Consider the following 14,914-nt stretch of genomic DNA (forward strand, 5'->3'; position numbering starts at 1 on the left):
GGCGCCATGAGAAAACCCCAGGTCGAAGGAGCTGGGGTTCCCTGTGCGCCCGTGTGTCACACGAAGGCGCTCTGGCCGGTGATCGACTTGCCGACGATCAAAGTGTTCATCTCGCGGGTGCCCTCGAAGGAGTAGATGGCCTCGGCGTCGGCGAAGAACCGGGCGATGTCGTGCTCCAGGAGGATCCCGTTACCGCCGAAGATCTCGCGGCTCCAGGCCACGACCTCCCGCATCCGGGAGGTGACGAACGCCTTGGCCAGCGCGGAGTGTTCGTCACGGAAGATCCCCGCGTCCTGCAGCCGGGCGAGCTGCACCAGCATGCCCCAGGACGCCGTGATGTTGCCCAGGCTCTTGACCAGCAGGTCCTGCACCAGCTGGAAGCCGCCGATCGGGCGGCCGAACTGGCGGCGCCCCCGGGCGTAGTCCAGGGCGAGTTCGTAGGCGCCGACCATCACGCCCAGCGCCTGCCAGGCGACCCCGCCGCGGGTGGCGCGCAGGATCTCGGCGACGTCCCGGAACGAGTTGATGTTCTGCAGCCGGTTCGCCTCCGGCACCCGGACGTCGGTCAGGGTGATCTCGGCGTTCTCCACGATCCGGAAGGCGATCTTGCCCTCGATCTTCACCGGGTCGAAGCCGGGCGTGCCCTTCTCGACGACGAAGCCCTTGACGTGGTTGTCGTCGACGTCCCGGGCCCAGACCACGACGTAGTCGGCGAAGGTCGCGTTGCCGATCCACTTCTTGGCGCCGTTCAGGACCCAGGTGCCGCCCTCGCGCCGGGCGGTGGTGCGCATGCCGCCCGCGACGTCGGAGCCGCCGAGCGGCTCGGTCATGGCGAACGCGCCGATCTTGTCCATCGCGGCCATCTCCGGGAGCCAGCGGTCGCGCTGCTCCTGGTCGCCGCCCGAGTGGATCGAGTACATCGCCAGGCCGTTGTGGACGCCGAAGAAGGTGGACACGGAGGCGTCGGTGCGGGTCATCTCCAGGGCGAGCATCCCGCTGAGGAGGTTGCTGACGGCGGGGCGGTGTTCGCCGTAGCCCTCGTAGGGCAGTCCGGCGAGGCCGCTGTCGCGGAACAGGGAGATGAGCTCCGTGGGGAACTCGCCCTTGGCCCAGTTCTCGTTCACCAGAGGCTTGACCTCGTCCCGCATGAGGGCGCGGGCCTTGAGGAGGATCTTGCGCTCGTCGTCCGGCAGCAGGGCCTCGTAGGTGTAGAAGTCGGCGGTCAGCTGGTCCTCGAGGGGTTCCATGGGGGTGGTCATCTCAGTTCTCCTCCTTGTCGGCGCTGTCCAGGGCGGACAGCACGGCGAGTTGCCTGCGGTCGCGCGTCTCGGTGAGTTCCGGGTACGTGGAGGAGCCGTAGGCCTTTTCCACGGCTTCGATGAGCCGTTCCTGTTCTTCGTCGGTCTGTGACGGGGTGCCGAGGCCCGCCCACATCTGCTTCATCGATGCGCCGATGTGCTCGGCCATGTGCCGGTAGCCGCCGGGTCCGCCGCCCAGGTGCGAGCCGAGGAACGGCCCGACCGTGGCCCAGCGCAGGCCCAGCGAGTTCGTCATCACGTTGTCGAGGTCCTCGGGGGTCACCACGCCCTGCTCGACGAGGTACACCGCCTCGCGGCTGAGCGCGTTCTGCAGCCGGTTCCCGACGAAGCCGGGGATCTCCTTGCGCTCCACGACCGGGGTGCGGCCGACCGAGGTGTAGAAGTCCACCGCGTCCTGTACGGCGTCCTCGCCGGTGCGCTCCCCGGGCACGACCTCGACGAGCGGAACGAGGTGCGGCGGGTTGAAGGGGTGGCCGATCAGGACCCGGGCGGCGGCCTCGTCCGGCAGCTCACGGGTGAACGCGCTGGACGGGATCGCCGACGAGGAGCTGAGCAGCAGCGCGTGGTCGGGTGCCTGACGGACCAGCGTGGCGAACAGGTCCTGCTTGAACTCGACCCGCTCGGGGCCGTTCTCCTGGACGACGTCCGCGTCCCGGACCGCCTCGGCGGCATCGGCCGCGATGTGCACCCGGTCGGCGAGGCCCGTCACGTCCAGGCCGCGGGCGGCCAGATGCGGGGCGTTGTGATCCAGGGCCTCGGCCAGTGCGTCGGCGAGGTCCGGCCGCGGGTCGGTCACCTTGACGGTCAGGCCGTGCGCGGCGAACAGCGTCGCCCAGGACAGTCCGATGGTCCCGGCGCCGATCACGGCGGCCGTACGGAAGGCGCGGGTCATGACGTGGCTCCCTTCAGGTAGTCGTGGACCGGCTCGACGCCCGCGAGCGTCAGGTCGGTGAGGATGTGGCTGGCGGAGACGACCTCCAGCACCGGCAGGTCGGCCAGCGGGGCCAGCACGTGCTCGAAGAGCTGCAGCCGGGCGGGGCCGGTCCAGGCCTCCTTGACGGTGAGGTCGGTGATGCGGGTGCGGACGAGTTCCTGCACACGCGGGAGACCGTCGTAGCCGGGAACGGTCTTGAGCATGAAGGTCGGCACGGTGATCTGTGCCGCCGCCTCGGCCCGGTCCAGCTCCTGGTGCTTGTAGCCCATGGTGGCGGTGGCGACCCGCTGCGCGCCGTGGTCGAGGGTGCCGACGAGCGCGCCGGTGTCGACGCGGAGCGCCGGGGACCCCATGACCTTGGGGTAGGCGGAGACCTCGCGGCCGGAGGCGGTCGCCGGGAAGTTGTCGAGGTACATCGCGTGCAGGTACTCGCCCCGCTCGCCCTCGAAGTCGACGGGGATCGCCTGGCCGGCCTCCGTGTAGGGGCCGTAGCCGCTGACGTCGCCCATCTTCATGACCTCGAACCGGACCAGCGGCTCATCGATCCGCAGCGGCTCGGGGACGACCGCCCGCAGCGCCTCGGGGTCGGTGCGGTAGACGACGTTGAGGTACTCCCGGTCGGTGAACCGCGGGACGGTCGGCGCGAACGCCGGGCTGGTGAGCGGGGTGGTGACGTGCCGTCGTACGTCCTCGGCGCGCATGTCGCCTCACTTCCCCGTCCACTGCGCGGGGCGGCGCTCGGCGAAGGCCGTCATGCCCTCGCGGACGTCGGCCGAGGCCATCAGGGTCTTCATCCGCTCACGCTGGAAGGCGAAGGCCTCGGCGTCGGGCGCCCCGTCGGCGGCGCGGACGACGCGCTTGACGGTGGCGAGCGCCAGCGGGGCGTTCTCGGCGAGCCGCTCGGCCAGCCGGAGCGCCTCGGCGACGGCCTGGCCGGTGCCGGTGACCCGGTTGGCCAGGCCCAGTTCACCGGCGCGGCGGCCGTCGACGGGCTCGCCGGTCAGCAGGAGTTCCATGGCGAGGTGGTGCGGGATCCGCTTGGGCAGCCGGATCACGCCGCCGCCCGCCGCGATCAGCCCGCGCTTGACTTCGGGCAGACCGAACCGGGCGTCCTCGGCCGCGACGATCAGGTCGCAGGCCAGGGCCAGTTCGAAGCCGCCACCCATGGCGAAGCCCTCCACGGCTGCGATCAGGGGCTTGTCCGGCTCGGACTCGGTCAGTCCGCCGAACCCGCGGCCCTCGATCTCGGGAGACTCGCCGCGCAGCGCCGCCTTGAGGTCCATGCCGGCGCTGAAGGTGCCGCCCTCACCGGTCAGGACACCGGCCCGCAGTGCTGGATCGGCCTCCAACTCGTCCAGCGCGCCGGCCAGTCCGGTGGCCACCGCCGCGTTCACGGCGTTGCGGGCCTCGGGCCGGTCGATGGTGATCAGCAGGGCGGTGCCGATGCGTTCGGTCCGTACGACAGGGGTTTCGGGGGTGCTCATGGTTGTCCTTCTGTGACGGCCGTCGGGGAGCGCGGGCCGCTCCCCGACGGCGAGAGGGGGAGGGGTCTCGCTCAGCGGGCGGCGTCGAGTTCGGCGAGGACGTCCGCGGTGTCCTGGCCCGCGACCGGCGCCAGCCGGCGGATCGAGCCGGGGGTCGCGGAGAAGCGCACCGGGATGCCGATGGTGCGGACGGTGCCCTCGGTCGGGTGCTCGACGGTGTCGAGCAGGTGCCCGTCGCGCACGTAGGGGTCCTCGTGGGCGTTCTCCAGCTCCAGCACCGGGGCCATCGGGATGCTGTGCTTGGCGCACACCTCCGCCCACTCCTCGGTGGTCAGCGCCGGGGCGCACACGCCGATCAGCTCGGCCAGGTCCTCGTGGTCGGCGCTGTCGATGGCCTCCCCGCCGACCCGCGGGTCCTCGGCGAGGTCCGGGCGTCCGGCGGCCGAGAAGAAGTCCCGGTAGTTCTGCGGGTTGTACGGGATGACGCAGGCGAGGCCGTCCTTGGTGCGCACCGCCTTGTGGCCCTTGAGCATCGACAGCGGGAAGCCGGTGGGGCTGCTCTCGGGGACGTGGGTGTGGCCCGCCAGGTGCTCGACGAGGTTGAAGGCGATCAGCGTGTCCGTCATCGGGATCTCGATCTGCTGGCCCCGGCCGGTCCGGTCCCGGTGCAGCAGCGCGGCGAGCACGCTGTAGGCGATGGTCAACGAGGAGACCTTGTCGCCGATGATGGTCGGCAGGTAGACGGGCTCGCCCAGCGCGCGGTCGGCGATGTCGACCAGGCCGGACGCGGCCTGCACGGTCTCGTCGTAGGCGGCGTTGCCGGCCCGGTCCGAGTCGCCGCGGAATCCCTGGGCGTGTGCGTAGACGAGCCGCGGGTTGCGGGCGGCGATGTCGTCGTACGACAGGCCCAGGCGGTGCAGCGCGCCGGGCCGCATGTTCGTGATGAGCACGTCCGCGGTGTCGACCAGTGAGAGCGCGCGCTCCCGGTCGGTCTCGTCCTTGAGGTTGAGGGCCACGCTCCGCTTGTTGCGGTTGACGTTGAGGTTCAGCGGGGTCATGCCCGGCGTGGTGCGGTAGTGGCCCACGCGCACGGTGTCGGCGGGCGACTCGATCTTGATCACGTCGGCGCCCAGGTCACCGAGGATCTGGGCGGCGTACGGGCCCATCACCACGGTCGAGAGGTCGATCACGCGCACGCCGTCCAGAGGACCGGCGGTGGTGTCCGTGATTTCCGTCATCGTTACCTTCACTCCTAGCTTCGCCTCATGTGTGTATCTGGAAACTAAGTTAGCAAGGGCTGGTCTGGAACGGAATGACCAAATAGCGAAAGGCGGTATGACCACAGTGGTCATACCGCCTTTTCGGGGATTCTCGAGAATTCAGGTGTGCAGAGGCTCGGCGAATACCTCACGGGCCGCTGCGACGACTTCTGCCAGGTCACCGCCGTCGGCTCGGTCCTTGCGCCAGAACAGACCGGTTTCCAGGGTGGGGTGGAAATCGGAGAAGGGAAGGACCGTCACATTGTCCAGGCGGTAATTCTGCACAGGGCTTCTCGAGTCGAGCATGGAAATGGAGAACGCCAGTCCGCTGGCCACTATCTCGGAAACTCCGTCGAAAGTGACACTGCTCAGTTCGATCCGCTTCTTGATGCCGAGATCGGACAGTCGCTGGTCGAGCCCGCGGAAGTACGCGTTGGTCACGGCCGTGGGGGAGCCCGCGTAGGCGAGTTCGGCGAGCTCCGCCAGCGCGACCGACTCCCGCCCCGGGAAACGGTCCCTGGGTACGACCGCGCCGAGTCGCTCCGACATCACCGGTAGCTGTTCCAGGGCGGGGTCACCGCCGACCGGGAGCCGGGCCAGTGTCAGCGCGAGTCTGCCGTCGCCCACCGCGTCGACCAGCCGGTCGGTGCCGCCCGGCCAGCGTTTGATCTCGAACCGGTCGCCGACTCGCTCGGCGAGGGCGTCCATCCGCTCGCGCAGGTCCGGATGGATCCCGCTGGGGACGCCGAGCAACAAGGTGGTCCGCCGCGGCCGGGCCGTCTCGTCCAGCCGCCACCGGATGGAATCGACCTGCTCCAGAACACCGCGCGCGATCGGCAGCAGCGCCGTGCCGGCCGGGGTGAGCCTCACCCGATGCGTGTCGCGGTCGAAGAGCCGGTGCCCGAGTTCGCTCTCGAGGTCCTTGATCCGCCGGCTCAGCGGGGACGCCGCCATGTGCAGTTTGCGGGCCGCGGTGGAGAAGTTCAGTTCTTGGGCGACGGCGACGAAGTAACGCAGGTGTAGGAGCTCCACGTCACCCACCCTAGCCACCTTCTGCCGCACCCATTGACAAGCCCTCCCCGGGGGCTGAGGATCGCGCCTGCAAGACCGGGACTGAATCGATTCAAAAAGCAGTTCCAAGAAGGTCGCCTCTCTTGCCCCTCCTCGAAAGCACTCCTGGGAAGGCCCTCTCGATGCATAACGTTTCCCGCCGGACTGCCCTGCGCTCGGCCATAGCCGTGGCCCTCGCACCCACGCTGGGCTCCCTGGTCCTTCCCGGCCTCGCACCGGCCGCGGCCGCCGCGGAGTCCTGGACCGCGAAGTGGATCTGGGCACCGTCCGGTTCGACGAACCAGTGGGTCGCCTTCCGCAGGTCCTTCCGGCTGGCTTCCGCGCCGTCCGAGGCCGTGACGCGGATCGCCGCGGACTCCAAGTACTGGCTGTGGGTGAACGGCAGCCTGGTCGTCTTCGAGGGCGGCCTCAAACGAGGCCCCAACCGCACCGACACCTACTACGACGAGATCGACCTGGCCCCGTACCTCGACGGCGGCGACAACACGATCGCGCTGCTCGTCTGGCACTTCGGCAAGCAGGGCTTCTCACACAGCAGCAGCGGCAAGGGCGGCCTGCTGTTCCAGTCGGACCTGCGGACCGGCACGACGACCACCCGTCTGGTCAGTGACACCGACTGGAAGCACACCGTCCACCCCGGCTACTCCCACGACACCAGCGGTCCGCAGGCGAACTTCCGGCTGCCCGAGTCGAACATCCACTACGACGCCCGCGACGCCACCGCCATGACGGGCTGGCGGTCCCCGGGCTTCGACGACAGCGGCTGGACGGCGCCCACCGACTCCGGAGCCGCCGGCTCGGCGCCCTGGAACAGCCTCGTCCGGCGGCCCATCCCGCTGTTCCGCCACTCCGGCCTGAAGCCCTACACCAACGCCTCCGCCCTCCCGGGCACCGGCCAGGGCTCCACCGCGATCTCGGCCGCCCTTCCGTCCAACATCCAGGTCACCCCGTACCTCAAGGTGGACGCTCCGGCCGGCGCGGTCATCGACCTCCGGACCGACCACTACGACGACGGCGCCGGCCTGACCGGGATCGAGCCCGGGACCGCCTACAACGTCCGCTCCACCTACGTCTGCACCGGCGGAGTCCAGGAGTTCGAATCGCTGGGCTGGATGAGCGGCACCGCGGTCCGGTACACCGTCCCGGCCGGTGTGACCATCCTGGAGCTGAAGTACCGGGAGAGTGGCTACGACACCGACTTCGCGGGCTCGTTCCGCAGCGACGACGCCTTCCTCGACACCCTGTGGTCCAAGGCCGCCCGCACGATGTACGTCAACATGCGGGACAACTACATGGACTGCCCGACCCGCGAGCGCGCCCAGTGGTGGGGCGACGTGGTCAACCAGCTGAAGGAGGGCTTCTACACCTTCGACACCAGATCCCACGCGCTCGGCGCGAAGGCCATCTCCCAGCTGGTCTCCTGGCAGGAGTCCGGCGGGGTGCTCTACTCCCCGATGCCGTCGGTGATCTGGACCGCCGAACTGCCCGTCCAGATGCTCGCCTCGGTCTGGTCCTTCTGGACCTACTACCTCCACACCGGCAACGCCGACGCCGTCACCGGCGCCTACCCGGCGGTGAGGAAGTACCTGAACCTGTGGAGCCTGGACGGCGACGGCCTGGTCGCCCACCGCGCGGGGGACTGGGACTGGGAGGACTGGGGCAGCGACATCGACGCCCGCGTCCTCGACAACTGCTGGTACTACCTGGCCCTGGACACGGCCGCCAAGCTGGCCGACCTCAGTGGCAACAGCGGCGATGTGGCCGGATGGAAGGCCCAACGGGACAGCATCAAGGCCAACTTCGACCGTGTGCTGTGGAACGCGTCCGGCAACGAGTACCGCTCACCCGGCTACACCCGCGACACCGACGACCGGGCCAACGCCCTGGCCGTCGTCGCGGGTCTGGCCCCCGCCTCCCGGCACCGTGCCGTCACCGAGGTGCTGCGCACCCACCTCAACGCCAGCCCGTACATGGAGTTCTACGTCCTGGAGGCGCTGTATCTGATGGGTGCGGCCACCGTCGCCGAGGAGCGGATGCGCAACCGTTTCGCCGCCCAGGTCGCCGATCCCGCCTGCCACACCCTGTGGGAGCTGTGGGACAAGGCGGCGGGCACCGACAACCACGCCTGGAACGGGGGCCCGCTGTACGCGCTGTCCGCGTACGCCGCCGGGGTGCGCCCCACCCGGCCCGGCTGGACGACGTACGAGGTGATCCCGCAGACCGGCACGCTCACGAAGATCGACACGGTCACGCCCACGGTCCGGGGCGACATCCGCTTCGGCATCCGGCGCGACGGCACCCGGGTCACCCTGACGCTCACCTCACCGAAGGGAACGACCGCTCGCGTGGGCGTCCCCACGTACGGCGGCTCCCAGCCCCTCATCAAGGCGAACGGCACCACCGTCTTCAGCGGCGGGTCCTTCACGGGCGGCGTCAGCGGTCTCGGCCGGGACGGCAAGGACTCCTCGTACGTGTACTTCACCGTCCGGCCCGGCACGTGGACCTTCACGGCGACGGGCACCGGCCGACTCGACAACCTCGCTCTGGGCAGGCCGGTCACCAGCAACAGCAGCCTGGAGAACAGGGACTGGGGCAGGAACCGGCTCACCGACGGCAAGCTCACGAGCGTGAACGGGGCGAAGGGCTTCACCAGCGACGAGTTCGCCTCCGCCGACATCGGCGCGAACCCCGTGTGGGTGGAGATCGACCTGGGGTCGGACACCGACCTCGACGCCGTACGGCTCTTCCCCCGCACCGGCACGTCCGCGGCGGGCGGTGGTACGGCGGGCTTCCCCGTCGACTTCACCCTGCAGACCCGGGGCGACGGCTCCAGCACGTACACCACCGTCCGCACCGTCACCGGCCAGCCGAACCCCCGCGGGCTCGTCCAGACGTACGGCTTCAAGACGACCACGGCCCGCTACGTCCGTCTGCGGGCCACCAGGCTCGGCGCGCCCGCCGCCGACGAGTCCGCCAGGTACCGTCTCCAACTCGCCGAACTCACGGTCCCCACCGCCGCGACCACGGTCACCGGCAACTACACCCTGGAGAACCGTGACTGGGGCAAGACCCGGGTCCTGGACGGCGCCACCACCAGCGTGACCGGCGCCAAGGGATTCACCAGCATCGACTTCGCCTCCGCCGACATCGGTGACACGCCCGTGTGGATCGAGGTCGACCTGGGCGCCGACCGGGCGATCGGCACCGTCACCCTTCACCCGCGCACCGACACGTCTGCGGCGGGCGGTGGTACGGCGGGCTTCCCCGTCGACTTCACCCTCCAGACCCGGGGCGACGGCTCCAGCACGTACACCACCGTCCGCACCGTCACCGGCCAGAGCGACCCCCAGGGAGCCGCCCAGACCTACACCCTCACCTCCGCGACCGGCCGCTACCTGCGACTGCGCGCCACCAGGCTGGGTGCGCCCGCCGCCGACGAGACGGCCAAGTACCGCTTGCAGCTCGCCGAGATTCGCGTCGGGTAGCGGACGTCGTAGGCCGACCCCGGCTCGGCCGGGCCGGCCTACGACGACGGCGGGGCCGTGGTCCGGCGTGGCACGAGGGTGGGGGAGAGCATGACCCGGCTCGACGGTCGGTGACGGTCTGCGATCCGGTCCAGCAGGAGGCGTACGGCGTTCCTGCCCATCTCGTGCCCCGCCTGGTCGACGCTGGTCAGTGAGATCGGGCCGAACGCGGCGAAGGTGGTGTTGTCGTAGCCGGCCACCGAGAGGTCGCCGGGGACGGTCAACCCGGCCTCGCCGACCGCTTCCAGGACACCCATCGCGACGACGTCGGCCCCGGCGAAGACGGCCGTGGGCCGGTGCGGGCGGGCCAGCAGCCGCTTCGCGCCCTCGTGGCCGCCTTCCTGGGTGTAGCTGGTGGAGACGACGTCGATCGACTCCTCCAGGCCGTGCGCCCGCATGGCCTGCCGGTATCCGTCGGCACGCCGGGCGTTGGGCATCTCCGCGAGGCGTGCGGGATCGGTTTCGTGGTGGTCGATGTGGGCGATCCGGCGATGCCCGAGACCGGCGAGGTGGCCGACGACCAGGGACGCGCCCTCGATGTCGTCGTCGGCCACCGTGTCGTACAGCGGAGACGACCCGTGCCGGCCGATGACGACGGTCGGCACGGCGGAGGCCACCTGCTCCAGGCGGGCTCGCGACGACACGGGGGCGACCAGGACGATGCCGTCCATCCCACGGTCGATCATCGCCTCGGTGACGCGGGTCTCGGCCTTCTCGCCGTTGCAGCCCGGTCCGAGGAGCACCTGGTACTCGGTGTCCTCCAGCGAACCCGTGATGCCGTCGAGGATCTCGGGGAAGAAGGGGTTGCGGATGTCGGGCAGCATCACGCCGATGGTGTACGTCTGACCGCGCAGAGCCCTGGCGCCCGCGTGCGGACGGTAGCCCAGTTCGTCGATCGCGCGCCGCACCTTGGCACGCATCTCGGGGCTGGCGCCGTAGGCGCCCCGCAGCACCTTGGAGACGGCGGTCGTGGAGACCTGGGCGTGACGCGCGACGTCGACGATGGTGACTCTGCGACGTGGTGCTGGCGGCTCCATCCGGTCCCTTGTCTCTCTGGGAAACGCTGCCGCCGAGTGTATGCCCGGCGTCTTGACGTCCCGCAGGGTGCTCTCTAGGGTCGGGCCCACTCTTCTTTGGAAAACGTTACCCACGATCGACCGGAGGGCGCCACCCTCCTTGCGTGCCAGGTCGAACAGGGGTCTCGACAGTGCGATTTTGAATCGATTCAACTCGGAGGGGGCAGGCGTGAGTCATGATGCAGTGCGTCGCCGGACCGTGCTCGCCGCGACGGCCGGTGTCGTGTCGGTGGGGGCCGGTGCCACGGGAGCCGGTACGAGCGCGGCCGCGGAAGCGTCCCGCCTTCCTGAGGGCCACGCGGTGGGGGCGCTGACCGTCGAACACCGCACCGACCCCCTCGGTATGGACGCAGAGATGCCGCGCTTCGGGTGGCGCATACGGTCGGCGACATCCGCCGATGCCGTCCGTGAGGGACGCACTCCGCTGGCACGGGTGCCCGGAGTGCGTTTCCTCGGATTCGGGGACGGGGTCTGCGGGTACCGGCTGCCGTCCGGACGGTACCGACTGACGGCCGCGTTGCGCTGATGTCGCGACCGCCGGAACCAGGAGTCCAGTAAGCGGATCGCCCTATCCGGTTTTGGTGTACGGTGGGGCCGCAGTGAACCGGAAGGGCCTATCCGGATAAAGAAGTGGATAGCTCTATCCGTATATCTGGCGCCCTTGACCTGCAACGAAAGGACTCGCCGTGCCCAGCATCGCCATCGTCGGAGCCGGCCCCCAGATGGGCCTGGCCATCGCCCGCACCTTCGGCTCCCAGGGCTTCGATGTCGCTCTGATCTCCCGTAACCGGGACAAGCTCGACGACCTCGTCGGCAAGCTCGAAGCCGAGGGCGTCAACGCCGCCGCGTTCCCCGCGGACGTGCTCGACCGCTCCGGGCTCACCCGGGCGATCGAGAGCGCCGCCGCCGCGTTCGGCGGCATCGAGGTCCTGGAGTACTCCCCGGTGGGGACGTTCGGCGTCACCGCGCTGACCGCTCCGACCGGGACCGAACCGTCCCATGTGGAGTTCGAGATGAACTTCCAGCTGTACGGGGCCATCGCTGCCACGCAGGCCGTGCTGCCGGCGATGCGCGAGGCCGGCGCGGGCACCCTGCTCTACACCACCGGTGCCGGCTCCATCTGGCCCGACCCGCGGGTCGCCAACGTCAACGCCGCCGCGGCGGCGCTGCGCAACTGGGCGATGAACCTGCACAAGGAGCTGGCCGACGCCGGCACCGGCGTCCAGGCCGCCCATATCGGCATCGACTCGTCGATCGGCGTCTCCGTCATCCCCGGTGTGGAGGCGGCCCGGCCTGAGCAGATCACGCCCCTCTACTGGGACCTGCACACCACCCGGCGCGACCAGGCCGAGCTCGTCTTCAAGCTCTAGTCCGCACCGGCCCCCGCCCGGGTCCGGCGTGCGTAGGCGCGGGCCGCGCGTGCGCGGTCGCCGCAGCGTGTCGAGCACCAGTGGCGGCGGCCGTGCCGCAGCAGGTAGCGGCCGCAGGGCGGGGAGCCGCAAGCGGTGAGCCGCTCGGCGTCGGGCCCGGTGAGCAGGTCGGCGGCGTCGGCGGCGAGGGTCGCGAGGGCGTGGTCGACGATCTCGGTGGTGGGGTGCGGGGGTGTGCGGTAGGGGCCGTTCTTCTCGTCCCACCGGAGCAGCGAGGCGGTGGGCACCTTGGTCATGGCGTCGTTGACGGCGGAGAGGGCGGCCGGCAGGGCCGGCAGCGCCTCGACGCGGGAGGCGAGCAGCGACCTGATCTGTTCGCGCAGCGATCGCAGTTGGGCCGTGCACATCTCCCGGAGGCCCGCGTCCGCGGGGGCGAGGCCGCGGTCCGCCAGCCACTGATTCGCCTGCGCCGGCGTGCCGAGGAAGTCGGTGAACTTTCCGCCGGGCGATGCGATGGCGCTGTTGGCGAAGGCGAGGGCCGGGTACTGCTCCTCGCCGGGAGCGGGGGGCACGGCCGGTTCGACGTATCCGGCGGGCTCGGCGGCGGCGTTCACATCCATAGCTCTCATGGTACGGCTCGCCCGTATCCGTGAGAAGCGTGCTACGGTCTCTCACGGATAAGTCGCCCCCATCCGTGAGGTGTTTCCCTGTGACTTCTTCAGTGACGACCCGTGGGCAGTTCCCCGTCCGCGTCTTCGGCGGCCCGACCGCTCTCTTCGAGTACGGCGGCCTGCGGTTCCTGACCGACCCCACCTTCGACGCTCCCGGCGACTACCCGGAGTCGGGCGACCCGGTCCTGACCAAGACGGCCCCTGCCTCCGGCAGCCCCGCCGAGCTCGGTCCCGTCGACGTGGTCCTGCTGTCCCACGACGAGCACGCCGACAACCTCGACCGTGCCGGCCGGGCCCTGCTCGCCGAGATACCGCTGACCCTCACCACCCCCGGTGGCGGCAAGCGCCTCGGCGACAAGGCCAGGGGGCTGGCCGACTGGGAGTCGGTCGAGCTGGACCGCCCCGGTGGCGGCACGGTCACCGTGACCGGCGTCCCCGCCGTTCACGGCCCCGGTCCGCGCGAGGAGACCGAGGCGATCACCGGACAGGTCGTCGGGTTCGTCCTGACCGGAGACGGACTGCCCACCGTGTACGTCAGCGGTGACAACGCGTCCCTCGACGCGGTCAGGGAGACCGCCGAGCGCCTCGGGCCGGTGGACACCGCCGTCCTCTTCGCGGGCGCCCCCCGCTTCGCCGGTCTCTTCGACGGAGGCACCCTGGTGCTGGACAGCGCCCAGGCCGCCGAAGCCACGCGGATCCTCGGCGCTCGCCGGGTCGTCCCCGTCCACTACGACAGCTGGACCCACTTCACCGAGGGCCGCGACGAACTCCAGACCGCCTTCACCGCCGCGGGGCTGGCCGACCGCCTGGACTGGGGACACCCGGGCTGATCACGGCGGACGCACGCCCCCTGGAGGACCCGGCCGACGACGGAGGACAGTCAGAGGCCGGGTTCCGTCGTAGGGTGAATGCCGCTCGTGAGGGACAGAAGGCCGAGGTGGCCGAGACGGCGCTGACACAGACGACGGTCGCCGAGGTGATGGCCGAGCTGGCCGCGCTCGAGGACCCGAAGGCGTGCGAGGTGAACGAGAGGCACGGTGACGATCACGGTGTGAACCTCGGCGAGCTGCGAGCGCTCGCGACGCGGCTGAAGACGCAGCAGGAACTCGCGCACCGGCTCTGGGAGACGGATGACACCGCGGCGAGACTGCCGGCGCTCCTGATCTGGCGCCCGAGGGCATTCGAGCGTGATCAATTGGACGTCATGCTGCGCGAGGCGCGCACACCCAAGGTGCGCGACTGGCTCGTGAACTACGTGGTGAAGAAGAGCCCGCACTCCGAGGAGCTGCGCTCGGCCCGGTCAGCCGACCCGGATCCCGTGGTCGCGAGCGCCGGCTGGGCGCTGACCACCGAACGCGTGGCGAAGAAGCCCGGGAGCCTCGACCTCGCAGGACTGCTCGATGTCATCGAGGCGGAGATGAAGGACGCCCCGGACCGCTTGCAGCGGGCGATGAAGCACTGCCTGGCCCAGATCGGGATCGAGCACCCCGAGCACCGCACCCGTGCCATCGGCATCGGCGAGCGCCTTGAGGTGCTCAAGGACTATCGGACGTCCCCCGGCTGCACGTCCCCCGTTCGCGCCCGTCTGGATCGCCGGGATGGTGCGCCGACGGCACGGTCAGCCGGGTGCCGGCGCGACGCCGCCTCGTTACTCCGGTGCCTCTCGCCAATGGAGGCAGCGGCTGTAGTCGAAGTTCCACTTCAAGCAGAGCTGGGCCTTGACGCTCGTGTCCCGATCCCGGAATTCGGTGATGATCTTGTTGCCGTCGATCCGGGAGTATCCGACCTGGGTCTCGAAGTCGATGCCCATCTCGTTCTCGAGTTCCAGGCTCGCGAGTGCGTATCTGCGCTGCGCCTCGGGGTACTTGACGAAAACGTCCATGATGGCGTTGCGGAATTCGACGTCCCCGTTGGGTGCCTCTGCCACGACTGTCTCCTGACCTGCCGGTTGGTGAGCCGTCTACGCGCATTCTGTCCGTATATCCATGGAAGCGCGCGTCTTGCGTCACCCGAACAGGCCTGTGCGACAGTGGCTCCCGCCCAGCACGGGGTCTGGGCGGGAGCGGTGCGGTCCCCTCCGGTCGTTCTTCAGCACGAAGGGACCGCTCGTCCTTCCAGACTGGAAGGTCCGACGCCCGGGGAGGCGTCCGTGTTCCATGGTGCGCCTTGCCCCCGGTGTCGCGAGGAGAAGTACGTTTCCGCCTTC

General features: G+C 70.1%; 13 protein-coding genes and 1 pseudogene. 5 read left to right on the forward strand and 9 right to left on the reverse strand.

Annotation, left to right across the window (positions count from 1 at the left end; all coding sequences use genetic code 11):
- Window positions 1-56: 56 nt before the first annotated feature.
- From ACZ58V_RS19385 to ACZ58V_RS19410, 6 genes are all read right to left on the reverse strand, one after another.
- A complete protein-coding gene (locus tag ACZ58V_RS19385; protein WP_468188856.1) occupies window positions 57-1,259 on the reverse strand; it encodes an acyl-CoA dehydrogenase family protein in 1,203 nt (400 codons plus the stop codon).
- Window position 1,260: 1 nt separating this feature from the next.
- Entirely contained in the window at window positions 1,261-2,211 is a 951-nt protein-coding gene (locus ACZ58V_RS19390) for a 3-hydroxyacyl-CoA dehydrogenase NAD-binding domain-containing protein (protein WP_471291023.1), read from the reverse strand.
- Window positions 2,208-2,954 (reverse strand): acetoacetate decarboxylase, encoded by a 747-nt coding sequence (locus ACZ58V_RS19395; protein WP_471291025.1) that lies wholly within the window; start codon window positions 2,952-2,954, stop codon window positions 2,208-2,210. The genes ACZ58V_RS19390 and ACZ58V_RS19395 overlap by 4 nt, the downstream gene beginning before the upstream one ends.
- A gap of 6 nt (window positions 2,955-2,960) precedes the next feature.
- Window positions 2,961-3,737 (reverse strand): crotonase/enoyl-CoA hydratase family protein, encoded by a 777-nt coding sequence (locus tag ACZ58V_RS19400; RefSeq protein ID WP_471291027.1) that lies wholly within the window; start codon window positions 3,735-3,737, stop codon window positions 2,961-2,963.
- Window positions 3,738-3,808: 71 nt separating this feature from the next.
- Window positions 3,809-4,975 (reverse strand): CaiB/BaiF CoA transferase family protein, encoded by a 1,167-nt coding sequence (locus tag ACZ58V_RS19405; protein WP_471291029.1) that lies wholly within the window; start codon window positions 4,973-4,975, stop codon window positions 3,809-3,811.
- A gap of 141 nt (window positions 4,976-5,116) precedes the next feature.
- Window positions 5,117-6,028 carry a LysR family transcriptional regulator gene (locus tag ACZ58V_RS19410; protein WP_471291031.1) on the reverse strand — a complete coding sequence of 304 codons (912 nt, stop codon included), beginning with the start codon at window positions 6,026-6,028 and terminating at the stop codon, window positions 5,117-5,119.
- Window positions 6,029-6,189: 161 nt separating this feature from the next.
- On the opposite strand from ACZ58V_RS19410, the gene ACZ58V_RS19415 reads away from it, so the two are divergent.
- The gene (locus ACZ58V_RS19415; protein ID WP_471291033.1) at window positions 6,190-9,552 is read left to right on the forward strand and encodes an alpha-L-rhamnosidase-related protein; all 3,363 of its coding nucleotides are present in this window, start codon (window positions 6,190-6,192) and stop codon (window positions 9,550-9,552) included.
- A gap of 38 nt (window positions 9,553-9,590) precedes the next feature.
- Here the strand turns inward: ACZ58V_RS19415 and ACZ58V_RS19420 are convergent, their stop codons facing one another.
- On the reverse strand, window positions 9,591-10,628 hold the full coding sequence (locus ACZ58V_RS19420; protein WP_468188869.1) for a LacI family DNA-binding transcriptional regulator: 1,038 nt from the start codon (window positions 10,626-10,628) through the stop codon (window positions 9,591-9,593).
- Between the two features lie 223 nt (window positions 10,629-10,851).
- On the opposite strand from ACZ58V_RS19420, the gene ACZ58V_RS19425 reads away from it, so the two are divergent.
- Together ACZ58V_RS19425 and ACZ58V_RS19430 are read left to right on the forward strand one after the other, a co-directional pair.
- On the forward strand, window positions 10,852-11,193 hold the full coding sequence (locus tag ACZ58V_RS19425; RefSeq protein WP_471291716.1) for a hypothetical protein: 342 nt from the start codon (window positions 10,852-10,854) through the stop codon (window positions 11,191-11,193).
- Window positions 11,194-11,353: 160 nt separating this feature from the next.
- Window positions 11,354-12,037, forward strand: coding sequence for an SDR family NAD(P)-dependent oxidoreductase (locus tag ACZ58V_RS19430; protein ID WP_471291035.1), 684 nt, complete (start codon window positions 11,354-11,356; stop codon window positions 12,035-12,037).
- Here ACZ58V_RS19430 and ACZ58V_RS19435 read toward each other — a convergent pair.
- Window positions 12,034-12,657: an ABATE domain-containing protein gene (locus ACZ58V_RS19435; protein ID WP_471291037.1), complete on the reverse strand. Its 624-nt coding sequence runs from the start codon at window positions 12,655-12,657 to the stop codon at window positions 12,034-12,036. The two genes, ACZ58V_RS19430 and ACZ58V_RS19435, sit on opposite strands and share 4 nt — an antisense overlap.
- Window positions 12,658-12,746: 89 nt before the next feature.
- On the opposite strand from ACZ58V_RS19435, the gene ACZ58V_RS19440 reads away from it, so the two are divergent.
- On the forward strand, window positions 12,747-13,538 hold the full coding sequence (locus tag ACZ58V_RS19440; RefSeq protein WP_468188878.1) for an MBL fold metallo-hydrolase: 792 nt from the start codon (window positions 12,747-12,749) through the stop codon (window positions 13,536-13,538).
- A 149-nt stretch (window positions 13,539-13,687) separates the two neighbouring features.
- Window positions 13,688-14,396: pseudogene (locus ACZ58V_RS19445) on the forward strand (DNA alkylation repair protein).
- Here the strand turns inward: ACZ58V_RS19445 and ACZ58V_RS19450 are convergent.
- Window positions 14,357-14,635 carry a hypothetical protein gene (locus tag ACZ58V_RS19450; RefSeq protein WP_468188880.1) on the reverse strand — a complete coding sequence of 93 codons (279 nt, stop codon included), beginning with the start codon at window positions 14,633-14,635 and terminating at the stop codon, window positions 14,357-14,359. The pseudogene ACZ58V_RS19445 and the gene ACZ58V_RS19450 overlap by 40 nt on opposite strands.
- Between the last annotated feature and the right edge of the window lie 279 nt (window positions 14,636-14,914).

Source organism: Streptomyces sp. NPDC040589 (assembly GCF_055594445.1).

Excerpts from the sequence above, each read along its gene's own strand:
- ACZ58V_RS19420 (WP_468188869.1), bottom strand. The coding sequence starts at position 10,628 with ATGGAGCCGCCAGCACCACGTCGCAGAGTCACCATCGTCGACGTCGCG.
- ACZ58V_RS19415 (WP_471291033.1), top strand. The coding sequence starts at position 6,190 with ATGCATAACGTTTCCCGCCGGACTGCCCTGCGCTCGGCCATAGCCGTG.
- ACZ58V_RS19405 (WP_471291029.1), bottom strand. The coding sequence starts at position 4,975 with ATGACGGAAATCACGGACACCACCGCCGGTCCTCTGGACGGCGTGCGC.
- ACZ58V_RS19435 (WP_471291037.1), bottom strand. The coding sequence starts at position 12,657 with ATGGATGTGAACGCCGCCGCCGAGCCCGCCGGATACGTCGAACCGGCC.
- ACZ58V_RS19385 (WP_468188856.1), bottom strand. The coding sequence starts at position 1,259 with ATGACCACCCCCATGGAACCCCTCGAGGACCAGCTGACCGCCGACTTC.
- ACZ58V_RS19395 (WP_471291025.1), bottom strand. The coding sequence starts at position 2,954 with ATGCGCGCCGAGGACGTACGACGGCACGTCACCACCCCGCTCACCAGC.
- ACZ58V_RS19390 (WP_471291023.1), bottom strand. The coding sequence starts at position 2,211 with ATGACCCGCGCCTTCCGTACGGCCGCCGTGATCGGCGCCGGGACCATC.
- ACZ58V_RS19400 (WP_471291027.1), bottom strand. The coding sequence starts at position 3,737 with ATGAGCACCCCCGAAACCCCTGTCGTACGGACCGAACGCATCGGCACC.